The sequence below is a fragment of the Amycolatopsis sp. NPDC051106 genome (assembly GCF_040682775.1).
Lineage (GTDB): Bacteria > Actinomycetota > Actinomycetes > Mycobacteriales > Pseudonocardiaceae > Amycolatopsis.
The window spans coordinates 252,375-268,650 of record NZ_JBFBBQ010000001.1 but is presented as its reverse complement, the minus strand read 5'-3'; the positions used below and the strand labels follow the sequence as shown (position 1 = coordinate 268,650).

Sequence of the window (16,276 nt, the reverse complement as noted above, 5' to 3'; positions counted from 1 at the left end):
GGCGGTGCGGATCCTCTTCACGTGCCGCCCCGCGTACGGCCACCTGTTTCCCTTGCTGCCGCTGGCGAACGCGGCGGCCGAAGCCGGCCACGACGTCGTCTTCGGCACCGGCGAGGCCTTCGTGCCCAAGGTGCGCGACCTCGGCTTCGAGGTCCACCGCGCCGGGATCGGCATCGGTGAGGCGGAGGCCGAAGCGAAGAAGCGGCACGGCGAGGACGCCGGCTTCCTGGACGTCGGCATCACGATGTTCGCCGAGCTGCTGCCGCGGTCCTTGCTCGACGACCTGACGCCGCTGCTCCCCGAACTGCGTCCGGACCTGGTCGTCTACGAGATGAGCGACGTCGGCGCCGGGGTGGCGGCGCGCCGCGCGGGCATCCCGGCCGTGTCGGTCGTCATCGGGCGGTCGATGCCGCCGGAGCTCCTGGCTGTCGCGGCCGAACGGCTGCGTCCGCTGTGGGGCACGCTCCCCTCGGACGCGCTCTTCGGCGACGCCTGCGTCGACGTCTGGCCGGACAGCCTGCGCGACCCGGGCACCGCGTCCGTGCCGACGGTGTTCCGGATGCGCCCGACGCCGTTCGACCCGGACGTCCCGCTGCCGCCCCTGCCCGCCAACGGCTTCGCGTACCTGACGCTGGGCACGGTGGTCTACGGCGCGACGGACGTCCTGCGGGGGGCGATCCGCGCCTTGTCCCGCCTGGACGTGGACGTGCTGGTGGCGCTCGGTCCCGGCGATCCCGCGCTGCTCGGTCCGCTGCCGGCCCGGGTCCGGGCCGCGGGGTTCGTGCCCCAGGCCGAGGTGCTGAAGCACGCGGGCCTGGTGGTGCACCACGGCGGCACGGGCACGGTGCTCGCGTCGCTCGCGGCCGGGCTGCCCCAGCTGATCCTGCCGCAGGGCGCCGACCAGTTCGCGAACGCGGACACGCTCTCGACGCTGGGCGTGGCGAAGTCCCTGGTGGGGGACGCGATCCGGATCCCCGCGATCGAGACGTCGGCGCGCGAGCTGCTCACCGATCCGAAACCCCGCGAGATCGCGCGGGGCATCGCGGCCGAGATCGCGGAGATGCCGCCGCCAGAACAGGTCCTGGCGGAAATCGTCAGCTGGGCGGGCTGACCAGCGCCAGGATCTCGCGGGCGACGGCGTCGTTCTGGCGGAAGCTCGCCGCGTTCGTCCGGGGCCGGGTGAACGCCGCCGCCGAGCGGGCGCTCGTGTGCGGGCCCACGGCGAAGCGGTGCGGGTGCGGGCGGCCGGTGCCGTCGAGCAGGCGGGAGTCCGACACGCGCGTGTGGATCCGGCCCGAGGGCAGCAACGCGCCGGTCACCGGGTCCGCGACCGTCTCCTCGGCCAGCTCGCCCGTGTCGCGCAGCTGCCGGAGCAGGCCGTCCGCCGCCCGCGTGACGCTCGGGCCCGGCAGCCTTGCTTCGACGAGGGTCCGCGCCGAAACCGTTCCCGGGTAGCTGGTGCTGGTCGCGACGAACTCGCCGCGGTCGGCCGTCACCTGCATTTCCGCGCCGGCGAAGGAAACCACGCCGGCTTCGTGCAGGGCCAGCAGTTCCTCCAGCCGGCGCGGCGGCGGTCCGCTGGCGTAGTACGAGAAGAACCCGTGGAACCAGCCGTCCATATCGGACACTTGCGATGATGCGTCCAGCCGTCCTTTTTGGACGAGCACGGGCAGCTGACCGTACACCGAGAGCAGCGCCGTGAACGCGCCGAGGTCGGCGCTGAACTCCTGGTCGGCCCGGCGCGCGAGGTCCGCTTCGATGTACTCCCGCAGTTCCTTGCCGAACTCCTCCGCCGAGCCGAACTCGCGGCCGTGCAGGGGCCGGTCGAGGCGGTCGAGGTCGAGCCGGTCGGCCTCGGCGGGCACCGCTCGCGTGACGAGGTCCCGCATTCCCGGTGAATCCCAGGGCAGGTCGGCGAAAGCGTCGGCGAACACGGCGAAGTCCATGCGCACGCGGTCGGGGTGGCCGGTGAACAGCTCGTGGTAATAGCCCCAGGCCAGTTCCTTGGCGATCAGCGGCCAGACGTCCACGCGGAAGTCGAGTGCTTCCCCGGGAAGGCCGTCCATGGCGTAGGCATCGAAGAACCTGGGCAGCCGCAACGGTTTTCCGCGCGGCCGGTAGCCGATCTTCGCGTGGTAGGGCACTCCGCGCCGTGAGCCGACGTGCAGCACCGGCTCGGCGCCGCTGGGGTGGTAGCGCAGGCCACCGCACGGCAGCTCCTCGAAGCGGCCGCCGCGGCCCTCGGTCAGCAGCAGCATCAGGTCGACGAACGCCAGCCCGAACCCGCGGACCAGCACGGTTTCGCCCGGTGCGATGCCGGAGTAGTCGACGTCGGCGGTGTAGCCGGCCGGGTAGTAGGCGAGACCGTGGCGCGCGGCGAAGGTGACGAGCTCGCGCTCCCGGTCGTCCGGTTCCGCGTCGAGGTGCCCGACGGTGAACACGACGGCGTCCGCGCGCACAGTCGTCCCGTCCGACAGGCTGACGGCAGGCCCGTCGACGCCGACGGCCCGCGCGGCGTGCTCGACGACGTCGATGCCTTCGGGGAGATCGCCGACGATCTTGCGGTAGACCCAGGTCAGGTAGGCGCTCTGCAGCCGCCGGGTCGGGAAGTCGAAGCTGTCGAGCGCGGTCAGCTCGGCGACGACGTCGGCGGGCACTTCGGCGTCGAGCGCGCCGTCACGCACCTTCCGCGCCCACTCCAGCAGCGTCGGCCCCGGCCGCACCGGGCCCGCCATCTTCACCGAGTCGTCGGTGAACATCGTGACGTCCTCGGGCATGGAGTTCATCCGCAGCAGCGGCGACTGGTCGTAGCGCCACACCCGGCCGGGTCCCGGCGGGAACGGGTCGATCAGGTGCACCTCGAGCCGGCGGTCGCGCAGCAGCCCGGAATTCGCGCCGAGCCGTTCGAGGACGCCGACCCCCCGGGGTCCGGCGCCCACGACGGCGAGGGTGAACGGCGCACGATCGGCCACGCACCCGAAGCTACGCCGGGGCTCCCGACCAGGGCGTCCTTCCCATACTCCGGAATTCCGGGAATAAAACCAAACACTCCGGCGACCGGCGCCGAATCCCCGGGGCACACCGGTGAGAGGAGCGGATTTGTCCTTCGTCCACCCAGGCGCCCGGGCCTTCGCGAGCAGACCGCACCTGCGAAGACGTGACTGACGAGATCAGTCCGCCGCACCGCGTCCACACCGCGCAGGACGTGGTCGGCACCCTGCTCAGGGGCAACTGGGCGATCTTCGCGCACGAGTGGGCCGATCCGGAGGGGATCGACCCGAAGCACTGGCGAGACGTCGTCGAGGCCGCTTCGGAGGCGGCCGGGATCGACGTCGAGTTCGTGGTGGTCCCGCGCCGGTCCCTGACCGTCGTGTTCAACCGGGCGGCCCCGCCCACCTTCGAGCAGGTCCGCGCGTCGATCGAGGTGATCGAACGGAACCGGGCCTGAGTTCCACCCTGCGGACTTCGTTGCCGCGCACCGCGCGCCAGGCGTAGCTCTGGCGGTAGCGACGAAAGAAGGTGACGGAATGCCGGTGGAGTTCCTGGGCATCGGAGGCACGCACGACGGGTCGGAGACGCACGCCCGCTCGGGCGGGGTGTTCGACAAGGAGTACACGCTGCGCCTAGCCCGCGCGCACGAGGACTTCGGCTGGGACCGGGTGCTGTTCGCGTACGGGTCCGGCTCGCCGGACCCCGCGCAGGCGGCCGCGTACGTCGCCACGAAGCTCGAGAAGCTGCAGATCCTGCTCGCGCACCGCCCGAACGTCTCGTACCCGACGTTCGCGGCGAAGACGTTCGCGACGCTCGACCAGATCTCCGACGGCCGCCTGACCGTGCACTTCATCACCGGCGGCAACGACCACGAACAGCAGCGCGAAGGCGACTACCTCACGAAGGACCAGCGCTACGGGCGCACGCGCGAAGCGATCCAGATCATCAAGAAGGCCTGGACGTCGGACGAGCCCTTCGACTTCGAGGGCGAGTACTACCGCTTCAAGGACTACGTCAGTGACGTCAAGCCCGTGCAGAAGCCGCGGCCGGGCGTCTCCTTCGGCGGCTCGTCGCCCGCCGCGTACGCCGCCGGAGGGGCCGAAGCGGACATCTACTGCCTCTGGGGCGAGCCGCTGGCCCAGACCGCGGAGCAGATCGAGTCCGTCAAAGCCGCCGCGAAAGCGGCCGGCCGCACGGACGTGCCGCGGATCCAGGTCGCGTTCCGGCCGATCATCGCGCCGACCGAGGAGCTGGCCTGGGAGAAGGCCCACGCGACGGTGGGCGCGATCAAGGACCGCACGAAGGGCGGCCAGCCGCTGACCCGCCGGCACAAGCTCACCGAGCCGGAGAACACGGGCTCCCAGCGGCTGCTGTCGGTCGCGGCGCAGGGCGAACGCTTCGACCGCGCGCTGTGGACCCCGACGGCGGCCGCAACGGGTGGCGCGGGCAACTCGAACGCGCTGGTCGGCACACCGGAGACGGTCGCCCAGGCGCTGCTGGACTACTACGACCTCGGCGTCGAGATCCTGTCGGCGCGGGGCTACGACATGCTCGGCGACACGATCGACTTCGGCCGGTACGTCATCCCGATCGTCCGGGAAGAGGTGGCCAAGCGGGACGCCGAGCGCGCGTCCGGAACGACGCGGACCCCCGCGGAGGACGCCCTGGCCGTCGACGGCTGAGTCTCCTTCCCCCCAAGTAGCCACCTCGCGAACGCGAGGTGGCTACTTTTGCCTCTGGCCCTCCGGCCATCGGGTACGGAATGATCCATTGGTGACTCCTGGGCGACCGGCCAGACACTGCGGGCTATCGTCTGACCCGTTCAGGAAAGCTCCGTGACACCTTGGATACCGGCGAAAGAACCTAGAGATTTACCAACAGTCACGAGACACTGGCTGAGGTAACTCACGTACCGTGACTACCTCATGACCGATAGCCGTCTTCGTCACCAGAGGTCATGCGAAGGGCACGGTCTGCACAAGAGGTCGGGAGAAAGCGCATGGCAGCTCCGCGGGATCGCGTCACGTTCCGCGAGGTGTTCGGAATCGCCGAGTTCCGCGCGCTGTGGTTCGGGGAACTGCTGTCGATCGCCGGCGACCAGCTGGCCAGAGTCGCCCTGTCCATCCTGGTCTTCACCGGGACCAACTCGGCCACGCTGACCGGCCTCACGTACGCGCTGACCTACGCCCCCTCGCTGCTGGGCGGCGTCTTCCTGACCGGCTTCGCCGACCGGTTCCCCCGCCGCACCGTGATGGTGCTCGTCGATCTTCTGCGCGCCGCGCTGATCCTGCTCGTCGCCCTGCCCGGCGTGCCGTTCTGGCTGATGTGCGTGCTGGTCGGCGGGGTGTCCCTGGTCAACCCGCCGTTCAAGGCCTCCCAGCTGGCCCTCCTGCCGCAGGTGCTCGAAGGCGACCGGTTCGTCGTCGGGATGGGTATCCGGAGCATGACCGTGCAGAGTGCGCAGCTGCTCGGGTTCGCCGGCGGCGGCGCGCTGCTGATCGCCCTCGACCCGCACGTGGCCCTGGCCATCGACGCCGCCACCTTCGTGCTCTCGGCCCTGTTCATCCGCCTCGGCGTGCGGGCCCGGCCGGCCGCGGCGAGTGGCGAGGAGCGCAAGTCCTTCTTCGCGACGCTCGGCGGCGGCAGCCGGACGGCGTTCGCGAGCTCGCCGCTGCGCACCCTCGTGCTGTTCACCTGGCTGATGGGACTCCTGCCGGTCTACGAAGGCATCGCCGCGCCGTATGTGTCCGCGGCCGGCGGCGGCCCCGAAGCGATCGGCCTACTGCTCGCGGCCGACCCGATCGGCAGTGTCATCGCGACGTTCGTCTACACGCGCTGGGTGCCCGCCGGGGTGCGGCCGAAGCTGATCGGCCCGCTCTCGGGGTTCTGCGCCGTCCCGCTGGTGTTCTGCTTCCTCAACCCCGGGCCGGTCGCGTCGATCGTGCTGTTCATCGTGTCCGGCGGCCTCGGCACGGTGTGCCTGCTGCAGGCGACCGCGTCACTGACGCTGGCTGTGCCCGACGCGCAGCGCGCGCAGGTGATGGGCCTGTCCAACACCGGGCTGACCACGATGATGGGCATCAGCCCGCTGATCGGGGGCGTGCTCGCGGATCAGCTGAGCCCGCACGGCACCGTCGGGATCTTCGGCATCGCCGGGATCGTGCTCACCCTGCCGCTGGCGGCACTGTGGGCACGATCGTTATCGCTGGAGCCCGGAAGAGGGCACGGCAAAGAAGCCGCACGCGCCGAACATGCTTGACATGCCCCGCGCGTGGGCCTGACCTGCGCGACCTTGCGGTGCGCTGTGCGGTCACTGATCTTTGCCGCGCATCGCTGGCCACCTCTCGTTCCGGTGTCAAAGAAAAAGTACACACCGAAAGCCCTTGTGGACAGCTGGCAAACGGTCTGAAACTGTCCGTGAGTAGATTGTCACTGATCACCTGCGCAAGGGGCTGGGGGAAAAATGGTCACATCGGGGGAACGGTCTGGACAAGCCTCGGGTCGTGGTGTTGCGGCCTGGGCGCTGTGGTCGAGGCCACGCGCCTGGGTCGCGGTCACACTCACCGCGATCGCCGTCATGCTCGCCTGGACCACGGCCGCCACGTTGTCGATTCCGGTCACGCTCGCGCACGTGGGGACGTTCGCGCTGCTCACCGGCCTCGCGGTGGCCCAGACCGAAGTCAGCAGGCGCATCGAGCGCCAGCGCCGGATCCTGAGCAACGGGCCGCACGTCAACATGACGTCGGTCTGGCTGCTGCCCGCCGGGCTGCTCGTGCCGCCCCAGCTGGTCGCCGTGCTCGGCACCGTGCTCTACATCTACCTCGCGTTCCGCAGCTGGTCCGGCTTCCGGCCGGGTGAGTTCCACCGCGTCGCGGCCAACGCGACGACGATGATCCTCTCGGGCTTCGCCGCCGGCCTCGTCGCGGAACTGCTCCACGGGCACGGCATGACCGCCGTGGCGCTCGCGGCCATCGCCTTCTTCACCACGAACACCGCGCTCACCGGGCTCGGCCTGTACCTGGCCGCACCGGAGAAGGCGACCGTCGAGGGTTGCCTGGGGAACATGGACGACAACCTGCTGGAGCTGGCCACCCTGTGCGTCGGCGGCCTGCTCGTGATGGTCCTGACGACCGAGCCGCTGCTGTCCGTGCTGGTCATCCTGCCGCTGTACGTGCTGCAGCGGTCCGTGCTGATCAAGCGGCTCGAGGAGCTCGCCACCACCGACCAGAAGACGCAGCTGCTCAACGCCACCACGTGGCAGGACGGCGCACAGCGGGAGATCTCCCGCGCCGAACGGGACAACGGCAGCTTCGGCGCCATGATGATCGACCTCGACCACTTCAAGCGGATCAACGACACCTACGGGCACCTCGCGGGGGACGACGTGCTCAAGGCGGTGGCCGCCGTGGTCAAGCAGGAAACCCGGGCGCACGACCTGGTCGGCCGGTTCGGCGGCGAGGAGTTCGTCGCGCTGCTGCCCTCGACGTCCAAGGCAGACGCGATCGTCACGGCGGAACGGATCCGGCAACGGGTCAGCGAGCTGATCATCAGCACGAAGACCAACGAAGGCGCCGCCGTCGCCATCGAACGGCAGACGGCGTCCATCGGCGTCGCCGCCTACCCGCTCGACGGGTCGTCGATCGAGGAAGTGATGGCGTGCGCCGACGCGGCCGTTTACGCGGCCAAGCACGGCGGCCGGAACCGGGTGGTGGGGTCGCCCGAAGTGGCCTTGACCGCGGCTTAGCGCCCTTACCGCAGCCGGTCGATGACGTCGCTCGCCTTCGTCTGGAGGCGGGCGACGCCACCCACCGTGAATTCGGTGAGCAGGTCGATCAGGGCCTCCTGGTCCGGCGGCTCGCCGTCCCAGGTCGCCTGCACCAGTGATTCGGTCATCGCGAAGAAGAGCGTGACGAGCGCGCGGTCCGCACGGCCGGAGTCGATGCCGTGCGCGGCCCACCGCTTGCGGCTCGCATCGGCGTAGACGACGGCCAGTCTCTCCCTCAACCGGGTGAGAGCGGGATCGCCCGCGCGCTCGGCCGCGCGGAGCACGCCGTAGGCCTCGGGGCTGTCGGCGACGAAGGTGACCATGTTGGCGTAGTTGGCCCGCGCCCAGGCCCGCAGGCCGGGCTGCGGATCGGTCACCGTCGGGCCCGCGATGGCCGCGAACGCGCGCTCCTCGGTTGCGGCCACGACCTCGGCGAACAGCGTCTCGCGCTGGCCGAACTGCTCGTAGACGGACTGGCGCGAGACGCCGGCCTCGCGCGCGATCTGCTCGATCGTCGCGCCCTGCATCCCGTGCTGCGCCACGACCTTCGCCGTGGCGTTCAGCACGCGGGCGCGCTGCTCCCCGACCGGGAGCTTGCGCGGCCGTCCGCGCGGCGCCGGGCTTGACATGGTGGTCCACCTCACGTGATTCTTTTTCCGACACCTCTGTCTAAAAAGGTGTCTCCCCGCGCACTAGTCCTGCTCAATGAGGAGCAAGCATGCGTATCTTCCCTCGCCGCGCCCTCTCCGCGGTGGTCGCCACGGTTTCCGTCCTGGCGCTGGTGGCGCTCGGCCCGCCGCAGGCCTCCGCCACGTCGTTCTACGACCCGCCTTCGCCGCTGCCGGCCGGCCGCGACGGCGACGTCATCCGGCACGAGGCGTCGACGTTCTACATCGACCCGGTCAAGCTGATCAAGGCCGACGCCGGCGTCCAGCGGATCATGTACCGCAGCACCGACACGCACGGTTCGCCGATCGCGGTCACCGGGACCGTGCTGACGCCCAGGTCGGCCTGGCCCGGATCGGGCGTGCGCCCGATCGTCTCCTACGCCGTCGGCACGCAGGGCGAGGGCGACGACTGCGCGCCGTCGAAAGCGCTTGCCGCCGGCTTCGAGTACGAGGGGCCGTTCATCGCCGGGCTGCTGGCGCGGGGCTACGGCGTCGTCGTGACCGACTACGAGGGACTCGGGACGCCGGGCGACCACACCTACGTCAACCGCGCTTCGGAAGGGCACGCGGTGCTCGACGCGATCCGCGCGGCGCAGCGGCTGCCGGAGGCCGGGCTGCCGGACGACGGCCCGGTCGCGATCGCGGGCTACTCCCAGGGCGGCGGCGCGTCGGCCGCGGCGGCGGAATTGCAGCCGGGCTACGCGCCGGAGCTGAAACTGAAGGGCGCGTACGCGGGCGCGGTGCCGGCGGACCTCGGCGAGGTGGCCAAGAACCTCGACGGCCACTACGCGGTCGGCTTCCTCGGCTTCGCGCTGGTGAGCATGAACTACGCGTACCCGGAGCTGAACATCCCGGCACTGCTCAACGCGCGCGGCAAGCAGCTGTTCGAGCAGGTCCGGACCGAGTGCACGGTGGAGGCGATCGCCGCGCACGCGTTCACGCAGTCGTCGACGCTGACCAACGACGGCCGCTCGCTCACCGCGTACCTCGGCGAGGAGCCGTACGCGTCCAGGGTGGCGGAGCAGAAGATCGGGACGTTGAAACCGACGGCGCCGGTGCTGATCGTCCACAGCGCCCTCGATGACATCGTGCCCTACGCGCAGGACCGTGACCTGGGCCGGACGTGGTGCGGCAAGGGTGTGAAGGTGCGGTTCAGCACGTCGCTGGTGCCGACGCACGTGCTCGGCGCGGTGCGGGCGTACCCGGAGGCGTTCGCGTGGCTCGAGGCTCGCTTCGCCGGCCTCCCGGCGTCCTCCAACTGCGGCCTGTTCTGAGGGTCACCGAAAGCCGTGAAGGCCCCTTACCGGCTTCTTGAGCCGGTAAGGAGGCCTTCACGGACTTGGGGTCACTTCAGGCCGGTGGCCTCGGACGCGGCGGGGTCGGAGTCGGCGAGGAACGTGCGGCAGCGGTCGTACTCCTCGGTCTCGCCGATCTTGCCGGCGGCCTTGCCCAGCACGGCGAGGGCGCGCAGGAACCCCTGGTTGGGGCGGTGGGACCACGGCACCGGGCCGAAGCCCTTCCAGCCCGCGCGGCGCAGCTGGTCGAGGCCCCGGTGGTAGCCGGTGCGGGCGTACGCGTACGCGGCGACGGTCTCGCCCGCCTCGAAGGCCTTCTCGGCCAGCGAAGCCCACGCCTCGCTGTAGTCGGGGTGTTCGGCGGCGACGGCGGCCGGGTCAGTTCCGGCGTCGAGCGCGGCCTGGGCGGCGGTGTGCTCGGGAAGCAGCGTCGGCTCGGGGCCGAGCAGGTTGTGCGTCATGCCGCCCATTCTGCCCACGCCCGCCGGTCAGAAGAACAGGCCCGCGAGAACCCCGCCGCCGGCCAGGATCAGAGCGCCGACCAGGACGGCGGCCACAACTCGTTTCGGCATCATGGCGGCACACCCTGCCAAGCCACGCACACCGAAAGCAAGTCGTCCACCCCTAAGGGTGACGCGCCTCCGTTGCGGGTGGTGGCGGGGAGGAAGGTCGGGGGAATCCCCGATTTTGGCGTCTTTCGCCACGGTCTTGGCCCGCTCGTGACCATGACCGGCCATGATGTCCGACATGGCCAAGGCAGTCGACGTCCCCGTGGACGTGATCCCGCGCAGCCCCGTCGGCAAGACGAAGCTGTTCTTCACGCGGCACTGGCACCGCGGCGCCCCCGGGCAGCCGACGCCGGACTGGGTGCTCCGGTTCTGCTACGGGATGTGGCTGGCGGCGTTCGCGTTCAAGCTGGTCGGCTCGTCGTGGGACATGTCGTGGCACTTCATGTGGCTGCGCGACGACCTGGCGCCGCCGCACCTGATCAACACGGTCGGCACGGTGATCATCGTCGTGCTGGTGGCGATCCACAGCTACACGGGCCTCGGCGCCGACAAGACGTCTCTGCGGTTGATGCAGGTCGGGCTGCTGACGTTCTTGATCGCGGCGCCGCTGGACGTCATCAACCACCGCGTCAACGGCCTCGACCTGACCGCGTGGAGCCCGTCCCACATGATGCTCTACCTGGGCACGGGCATCATGCAGGCGGGCGTGCTCCTGGGCTGGCTGCGGCTCTCGCCGCCGGGCCGGTTCCGGACGGGCGTGCTGCTCGCGCTGTGGGCGTTCTTCCTGGAGAACACGTTCTTCCCGAACGGCCAGCAGGAGTACGGGATCCTGGGGCTGCGCGCGTGGGAGCGCGGCGCGCCGGAGGCCGAGCCGTCGCTGCTGGACTTCGCGGCCAACCAGATCGGGCACCCGGTCGACCGGACCGCGGTCATGCACTTCACGATGCCGATCCCGGAGTGGGTGTACCCGCTGTGGGGCATCGGCGTGATGGCACTGATCCTGGTCCTGGCCCGGCGCACGCTGGGTTTCCGCTGGGCGGCATCGGCGGTGGCGCTCGCGTACATCGCCTACCGCGGCGTGATGTGGCCGCTGCTGGTCGGGATGGGTTTCCCGGCGTCGACGATCCCGTTCTACCTGCTTTTCGTGGGGCTGGCAGTGGACCTGGCGTTCGCGATCGGACGTGATCACGGGCTGTTGACGGCCGGTGCGGGAGCGTTGCTGGTGACGGCGTTCGGGTACGGGGCGCTGTGGGTGCAGTCCCAGTTCCGGCCGTGGGTGCTGGGTGACGCGCACACGGAGTCGGCCCCGCCGGTGGCTTACTGGACGGCGGCGGTGGTGCTGGGCGGGGTCTTCGTCCTCTGGGCCGCGGCGGGCCCGCTGACCCGGCGACTCGCCGCACGCCGAAGCGTCACCCCGGTTTCCTGACCCCAGACGCGCTGAAGGCCACCATGAGGGCATCTAGTTCCCTCATGGTGGCCTTCAGAGGCTTTGGTCCGAGGCTTACTTGACCTTCGTGCCGGCCGAGCCGAGCGCCTGGCAGGCCTCGACCACTCGCTGAGCCATCCCGGCTTCAGCGGCCTTCAGGTACGACCGCGGGTCGTAGACCTTCTTGTTGCCGACCTCGCCGTCGATCTTCAGGACGCCGTCGTAGTTCTTGAAGAAGTGGTCCACGATCGGGCGCGTGAACGCGTACTGCGTGTCCGTGTCGACGTTCATCTTCACCACGCCGTACGACACCGCCTCGCGGATCTCCTCCGGGAGCGAGCCCGAGCCGCCGTGGAAGACCAGCTCGAACGGCTTCGCGCCCGCGTCCAGGCCGAGCTTCTTCGCCGCCGCCTCCTGGCCGCCCTTCAGGACGTCCGGGCGCAGCTTCACGTTGCCCGGCTTGTACACGCCGTGGACGTTGCCGAACGTCGCCGCCAGCAGGTAGCGGCCCTTCTCGCCCGCGCCCAGCGCGTCGATCGTCTTCAGGAAGTCGCCCTCGGCGGTGTACAGCTTCTCGTTGATCTCCGCCTCGACGCCGTCCTCTTCGCCGCCGACGACGCCGATCTCGACCTCGAGGATGATCTTCGCGGCCGCCGTCTTGGCGAGCAGCTCCGCGGCGATCTCGAGGTTCTCGTCGAGGTCGATCGCCGAGCCGTCCCACATGTGGGACTGGAACAGCGGGTTCTGGCCGTTCTTGACGCGCTCCGCCGAGATCTCGATCAGCGGGCGGACGAAGCCGTCCAGCTTGTCCTTCGGGCAGTGGTCGGTGTGCAGCGCGACGTTGACGTCGTACTTCGCCGCCACGACCTGCGCGAACTCCGCGAGCGCGGCCGCGCCGGTCACCATGTCCTTGACCTTCTGGCCCGACGCGAACTCGGCACCGCCGGTGGAGAACTGGATGATCCCGTCGCTCTCCGCCTCGGCGAACCCGCGGATGGCGGCGTTCACGGTCTCGGACGAGGTCACGTTGATGGCCGGGTAGGCGAACTCGTTCGCCTTGGCCCGGTCGAGCATCTCCGCGTAGACCTCGGGGGTGGCGATGGGCATCGGTATTCCTCCTTGGCAGGGATGGGTCCCGACCGCATCGTACGAGGTGTACCGCCGGCGCACACCGGTCCCCGCACAGAAACTTCTCCGCACGTCGAATCGGTTCAGAAGGCGGTACGCCCGGCCGCCGGGCGAACCGGCGGCCGGACGGGGATCACAGCAGTTCGGAAGCCAGCGCGCGGTAGGCCGGCCACGGGTCCTCGTTGAGCACCTGGACGATCACCTGGTCCGCCCCCGCCTCCCAGTGGGCCGACAGCCCGCGCGCCACCGTCGCCGCGTCGCCGTGCAAAGCCAGCTCGTCGATCAGGCGGTCGCTGCCCTCACCTTCCAGATCGGCGTCGATGAAGCCGAGTTTGCGCAGGTTGGCGACGTAGTTCGACAGCCCGAGGTAGTACTTGACCGTGTTACGGCCGATCGCGCGGGCCTCGGCGGGATCGGTCGAGAGGACCACCTTGTGCTCCGGGGCCAGCAGCTTGCCCGCGCCGAGGATCTCGCGCGTGCTGCGGGTGTGCTCCGGCGTCGTCAGGTACGGGTGCGCGCCGGCCGTGCGCTCGCCCGACAACGCCACCACCTTCGGACCCAGCGCCGCCAGTGCGCGCCCGCCGGCCGGGACGCCCGCCGCGTCCAGGCCGTCCAGGTACTCGACCAGCGCCGCGTACGGCTTCTTGTACTCCTTCGTCGCTTCGCGGTGACCCGCGCCGACACCCAGCAGGAAGCGGTCCGGGTACTTCGCCGCGATGCGCTCGTACACCTTCGCGATCGACGCCGGCTCGTCCTGCCAGATGTTCACGATGCCGGTCGCGATGACCAGCGAGTCCGTCGCTTCCAGCATGCCGTCCACCGACGCGAGGTCGTCGCCGCTGGGGGAACCGCCCAGCCAGATCGCCCCGTAGCCGAGCTTCTCCGCTTCAGCCGCGAACTTCGCGTCGACGTTCGCGTGGTACCGCCAGATTCCGAGCTTGCCCAGTTCGATAGCCATGGAACACTCCAACGCGTGGGACGGCGATTTTCCTCCCGGGATCCGCGAACTAACGTCGAAGGTATGACCAAGCTGGGCAACACCGACCTCGACGTGTACGGGCTCAACCTCGGCGGCAACGTCTTCGGCTGGACGGCGGACGAGCCACAGTCCTTCGCCGTGCTGGACGCCTACACCGCGGCCGGGGGCAACTTCGTGGACTCCGCGGACCTCTACGGCGGGGGTGGCGGCTCCGAGGAGATCCTCGGCAACTGGCTCGCCGCGCGTGGCAACCGGGACGACGTCGTCGTCGCGACCAAGGTCGGCATGTGGGACGGCCGGCCCGGGCTCTCGGCGAAGAACATCCAGGCGGCGGCCGAAGACTCGCTGCGCCGTCTCAAGACCGACCACATCGACCTCTACTACGCACACCGGGACGACCCGGACACCCCGCTCGAAGAGACGCTGACGGCCTTCGACGCGCTGGTCCGCGCGGGCAAAGTCCGCCACCTCGGCGCGTCCAACTACAGCGCCGAGCGCCTCGCCGAAGCACTGTCCATTTCGGACAAGAACGGCCTGGCCCGGTACGCCGTGCTGCAGCCGCACTACAACCTGGTCGAGCGGGACTACGAGCGCGACCTCGCCCCGCTCGTCGAGCGCGAAGGCCTCGCCACGCTGCCGTACTTCGCCCTCGCCAAGGGTTTCCTCACCGGCAAGTACCGCACGAAGGACGCCACGGTCGACAGCCCGCGCGCCGCCCGCGCTTCGTCCTATTTGGACGCCGGCGGCGAGCGCGTCCTCGCCGCGCTGGACAAGGTCGCCGAGGCACACGGCGTCTCCGTCGCCACGGTCTCGCTCGCGTGGCTGCGGCAGCAGCCGACGGTCGCCGCGCCGATCGCCAGCGCCCGGACGCCCGAGCAGCTCACCGACCTGATCGCCTCGGTGACCCTCGAGCTGACTCCAGAAGAAGTAGCGTCACTTTCGCTATGAAAGATGCGTCCCGAGGCCCTGACGACGCAACTTTCCCGGCGAAAGTGACGCCTACTCTCGGGTAGCTTACTGCGGGTAAGTTGGGGTACGGTGCCCTCCAGATAGCGACGTGCGACGTCCAGGAGGGCACCGTGGCCAACCCGTTTTCGCTGCTGAGCGGCACCAAGAAGGTCGACGGCAAGGTCGTCCTGATCACCGGCGCCGCCCGCGGCATCGGGGCCGGGCTGACCGAGCGCCTCGCCGCGCGCGGCGCGAAGGTGGCCCTCGTCGGCCTCGAAGCCGAGGAGCAGCAGAAGGTCGCCGACCGGATCGGGCCGAACGCACACGCCTGGGAAGCCGACGTCACCAGCTGGGACGCGCTCGAGCAGGCGACGAAGGGCGTCGTCGAGCACTTCGGCGGCATCGACATCGTCATCGCGAACGCCGGCATCGCGACCGCGGGCTTCGTCCGCTCGGTCGACCGGGCCGCGTTCGAGAAGGTCATCGAGGTCGACCTGCTCGGCGTCTGGCGCACGTTCCGCGTCACGCTCCCGCACGTCATCGAGCGCAAGGGCTACCTGCTGGCCATCTCGAGTCTCGCCGCGATCACGCACGCGCCGGGCATGGCGAACTACTCCGCGGCGAAGGCCGGCGTCGAGGCGTTCTCCAACAGCCTCCGCGCCGAGGTCGCGCACCTGGGCGTCAAGGTCGGTGTCGCGCACCCGACGTGGATCCGCACCGACCTGGTCGAAAGCGCCGACGCGCACCCGGTGTTCGGCAAGCTCCGCGCGTCGATGCCCGGCCTGATCGGCAAGACCTACCCGCTCGACACGGCGCTGGACGACCTCGAAGCGGGCATCCTCAAGCGCGCCCGCACGATCCACGTACCGCGCTGGGTCGGCGGCCTCAAGCTGCTCCGCGCGTTCCTCCCGCCGATCATCGAAATCGGCTCCCGCAGCCGGGTACCTTCGGCGGACAAGGCCGCGCTGGCCGACATCGAGGCCCGCGGCGCGTTCGAGTCGGCGGTCACCGGCCACGGCGGCCGGGCCGCCACCAAGGGGTGACCATGTCGCGTCGGGACCAGATCCGGATGACCGAGGACGAAGTGCGCGCGTACTTCGCCGAGCAGAAGGTCATCAACGTCGCCAGCGTCGGCCCGAACGGCCGCCCGCACCTCGCGCCGCTCTGGTACTACCCGCACGAGGACGGCGTCGCGACCTGGACGTACGGGACCTCGCAGAAGGCGAAGAACCTCCGGCGCCTGCCCGAGGCGACCGTCCTCATCGAGGACGGCGACAGCTACGAGAAGCTGCGCGGCATCTCGCTCGAGGCCGACGTCGAGATCATCGAGGACACCGCCGAAGTCACCCGGATGGGGATCACGCTCATGCAGCGGTACGCCGGCGCCAAGCCGGGCGACCCCGTACCGGACGAACTCAAGGCCTTCATCGCAGGTCAGGCGCCCAAGCGTGTCGGGCTGGTCTTCCGCCCGACGAAGATCGTCAGCTGGGACCACACCAAGCTCGGCGGGACGTACTAACCAGTAGGGAGTACTTCCGAGTAACTGTTACTTGAGGTAACGTCATCT

General features: G+C 70.1%; 15 protein-coding genes. 10 read left to right on the top strand and 5 right to left on the bottom strand.

Features of this window, described 5'->3' with window-relative positions; translation table 11 throughout:
- Positions 1-4: 4 nt before the first annotated feature.
- Positions 5-1,111 carry a glycosyltransferase gene (locus AB0M83_RS01280; protein ID WP_364510618.1) on the top strand — a complete coding sequence of 369 codons (1,107 nt, stop codon included), beginning with the start codon at positions 5-7 and terminating at the stop codon, positions 1,109-1,111.
- On the opposite strand, the gene AB0M83_RS01275 is transcribed toward AB0M83_RS01280, so the two are convergent.
- Positions 1,095-2,972: an FAD/NAD(P)-binding protein gene (locus AB0M83_RS01275; protein WP_364510615.1), complete on the bottom strand. Its 1,878-nt coding sequence runs from the start codon at positions 2,970-2,972 to the stop codon at positions 1,095-1,097. The two genes, AB0M83_RS01280 and AB0M83_RS01275, sit on opposite strands and share 17 nt — an antisense overlap.
- A 185-nt stretch (positions 2,973-3,157) precedes the next feature.
- Between AB0M83_RS01275 and AB0M83_RS01270 the strand changes: the two genes are divergently transcribed.
- The 4 genes from AB0M83_RS01270 to AB0M83_RS01255 all read left to right on the top strand — a co-directional run bounded on the left by AB0M83_RS01270 (position 3,158) and on the right by AB0M83_RS01255 (position 7,735).
- Positions 3,158-3,448, top strand: a complete 291-nt coding sequence (locus AB0M83_RS01270) for a hypothetical protein (RefSeq protein ID WP_364510612.1) — start codon at positions 3,158-3,160, stop codon at positions 3,446-3,448.
- Positions 3,449-3,527: 79 nt separating this feature from the next.
- Complete coding sequence (locus AB0M83_RS01265) at positions 3,528-4,673, top strand: LLM class flavin-dependent oxidoreductase (RefSeq protein WP_364510609.1); 1,146 nt, start codon at positions 3,528-3,530, stop codon at positions 4,671-4,673.
- A 317-nt stretch (positions 4,674-4,990) separates the two neighbouring features.
- Complete coding sequence (locus AB0M83_RS01260) at positions 4,991-6,250, top strand: MFS transporter (protein WP_364510606.1); 1,260 nt, start codon at positions 4,991-4,993, stop codon at positions 6,248-6,250.
- Between the two features lie 318 nt (positions 6,251-6,568).
- A complete protein-coding gene (locus tag AB0M83_RS01255) occupies positions 6,569-7,735 on the top strand; it encodes a GGDEF domain-containing protein (protein WP_364510603.1) in 1,167 nt (388 codons plus the stop codon).
- Between the two features lie 5 nt (positions 7,736-7,740).
- Here AB0M83_RS01255 and AB0M83_RS01250 read toward each other — a convergent pair whose 3' ends face one another.
- Entirely contained in the window at positions 7,741-8,385 is a 645-nt protein-coding gene (locus AB0M83_RS01250; RefSeq protein ID WP_364510601.1) for a TetR/AcrR family transcriptional regulator, read from the bottom strand.
- Between the two features lie 89 nt (positions 8,386-8,474).
- On the opposite strand from AB0M83_RS01250, the gene AB0M83_RS01245 reads away from it, so the two are divergent.
- Positions 8,475-9,698 (top strand): alpha/beta fold hydrolase, encoded by a 1,224-nt coding sequence (locus tag AB0M83_RS01245; protein ID WP_364510600.1) that lies wholly within the window; start codon positions 8,475-8,477, stop codon positions 9,696-9,698.
- Positions 9,699-9,769: 71 nt separating this feature from the next.
- Here AB0M83_RS01245 and AB0M83_RS01240 read toward each other — a convergent pair whose 3' ends face one another.
- Positions 9,770-10,180: a DUF3151 domain-containing protein gene (locus AB0M83_RS01240; protein ID WP_364510597.1), complete on the bottom strand. Its 411-nt coding sequence runs from the start codon at positions 10,178-10,180 to the stop codon at positions 9,770-9,772.
- Positions 10,181-10,466: 286 nt separating this feature from the next.
- On the opposite strand from AB0M83_RS01240, the gene AB0M83_RS01235 reads away from it, so the two are divergent.
- The gene (locus AB0M83_RS01235; RefSeq protein WP_364510594.1) at positions 10,467-11,654 is read left to right on the top strand and encodes a hypothetical protein; all 1,188 of its coding nucleotides are present in this window, start codon (positions 10,467-10,469) and stop codon (positions 11,652-11,654) included.
- A gap of 75 nt (positions 11,655-11,729) precedes the next feature.
- Here AB0M83_RS01235 and fbaA read toward each other — a convergent pair whose 3' ends face one another.
- Complete coding sequence (gene fbaA, locus AB0M83_RS01230) at positions 11,730-12,761, bottom strand: class II fructose-bisphosphate aldolase (protein WP_364510592.1); 1,032 nt, start codon at positions 12,759-12,761, stop codon at positions 11,730-11,732.
- A gap of 154 nt (positions 12,762-12,915) precedes the next feature.
- Positions 12,916-13,740, bottom strand: coding sequence for an LLM class F420-dependent oxidoreductase (locus tag AB0M83_RS01225; protein WP_364510589.1), 825 nt, complete (start codon positions 13,738-13,740; stop codon positions 12,916-12,918).
- Positions 13,741-13,803: 63 nt separating this feature from the next.
- Between AB0M83_RS01225 and AB0M83_RS01220 the strand changes: the two genes are divergently transcribed.
- The 3 genes from AB0M83_RS01220 (at position 13,804) to AB0M83_RS01210 (ending at position 16,228) form a co-directional block, all read left to right on the top strand.
- Positions 13,804-14,709, top strand: coding sequence for an aldo/keto reductase (locus AB0M83_RS01220; protein WP_364510587.1), 906 nt, complete (start codon positions 13,804-13,806; stop codon positions 14,707-14,709).
- A gap of 131 nt (positions 14,710-14,840) precedes the next feature.
- Positions 14,841-15,752, top strand: a complete 912-nt coding sequence (locus AB0M83_RS01215; protein WP_364510584.1) for an SDR family oxidoreductase — start codon at positions 14,841-14,843, stop codon at positions 15,750-15,752.
- 2 nt (positions 15,753-15,754) lie between these two features.
- Positions 15,755-16,228 (top strand): pyridoxamine 5'-phosphate oxidase family protein, encoded by a 474-nt coding sequence (locus AB0M83_RS01210; RefSeq protein WP_364510581.1) that lies wholly within the window; start codon positions 15,755-15,757, stop codon positions 16,226-16,228.
- Positions 16,229-16,276 lie beyond the last annotated feature (48 nt).

Coding starts and splice junctions, on each gene's coding strand:
- AB0M83_RS01265 (WP_364510609.1), top strand. CDS start 3,528: ATGCCGGTGGAGTTCCTGGGCATCGGAGGCACGCACGACGGGTCGGAG.
- AB0M83_RS01260 (WP_364510606.1), top strand. CDS start 4,991: ATGGCAGCTCCGCGGGATCGCGTCACGTTCCGCGAGGTGTTCGGAATC.
- AB0M83_RS01255 (WP_364510603.1), top strand. CDS start 6,569: ATGCTCGCCTGGACCACGGCCGCCACGTTGTCGATTCCGGTCACGCTC.
- AB0M83_RS01250 (WP_364510601.1), bottom strand. CDS start 8,385: ATGTCAAGCCCGGCGCCGCGCGGACGGCCGCGCAAGCTCCCGGTCGGG.
- AB0M83_RS01245 (WP_364510600.1), top strand. CDS start 8,475: ATGCGTATCTTCCCTCGCCGCGCCCTCTCCGCGGTGGTCGCCACGGTT.
- AB0M83_RS01240 (WP_364510597.1), bottom strand. CDS start 10,180: ATGACGCACAACCTGCTCGGCCCCGAGCCGACGCTGCTTCCCGAGCAC.
- AB0M83_RS01235 (WP_364510594.1), top strand. CDS start 10,467: ATGGCCAAGGCAGTCGACGTCCCCGTGGACGTGATCCCGCGCAGCCCC.
- fbaA (WP_364510592.1), bottom strand. CDS start 12,761: ATGCCCATCGCCACCCCCGAGGTCTACGCGGAGATGCTCGACCGGGCC.
- AB0M83_RS01225 (WP_364510589.1), bottom strand. CDS start 13,740: ATGGCTATCGAACTGGGCAAGCTCGGAATCTGGCGGTACCACGCGAAC.
- AB0M83_RS01220 (WP_364510587.1), top strand. CDS start 13,804: ATGACCAAGCTGGGCAACACCGACCTCGACGTGTACGGGCTCAACCTC.
- AB0M83_RS01210 (WP_364510581.1), top strand. CDS start 15,755: ATGTCGCGTCGGGACCAGATCCGGATGACCGAGGACGAAGTGCGCGCG.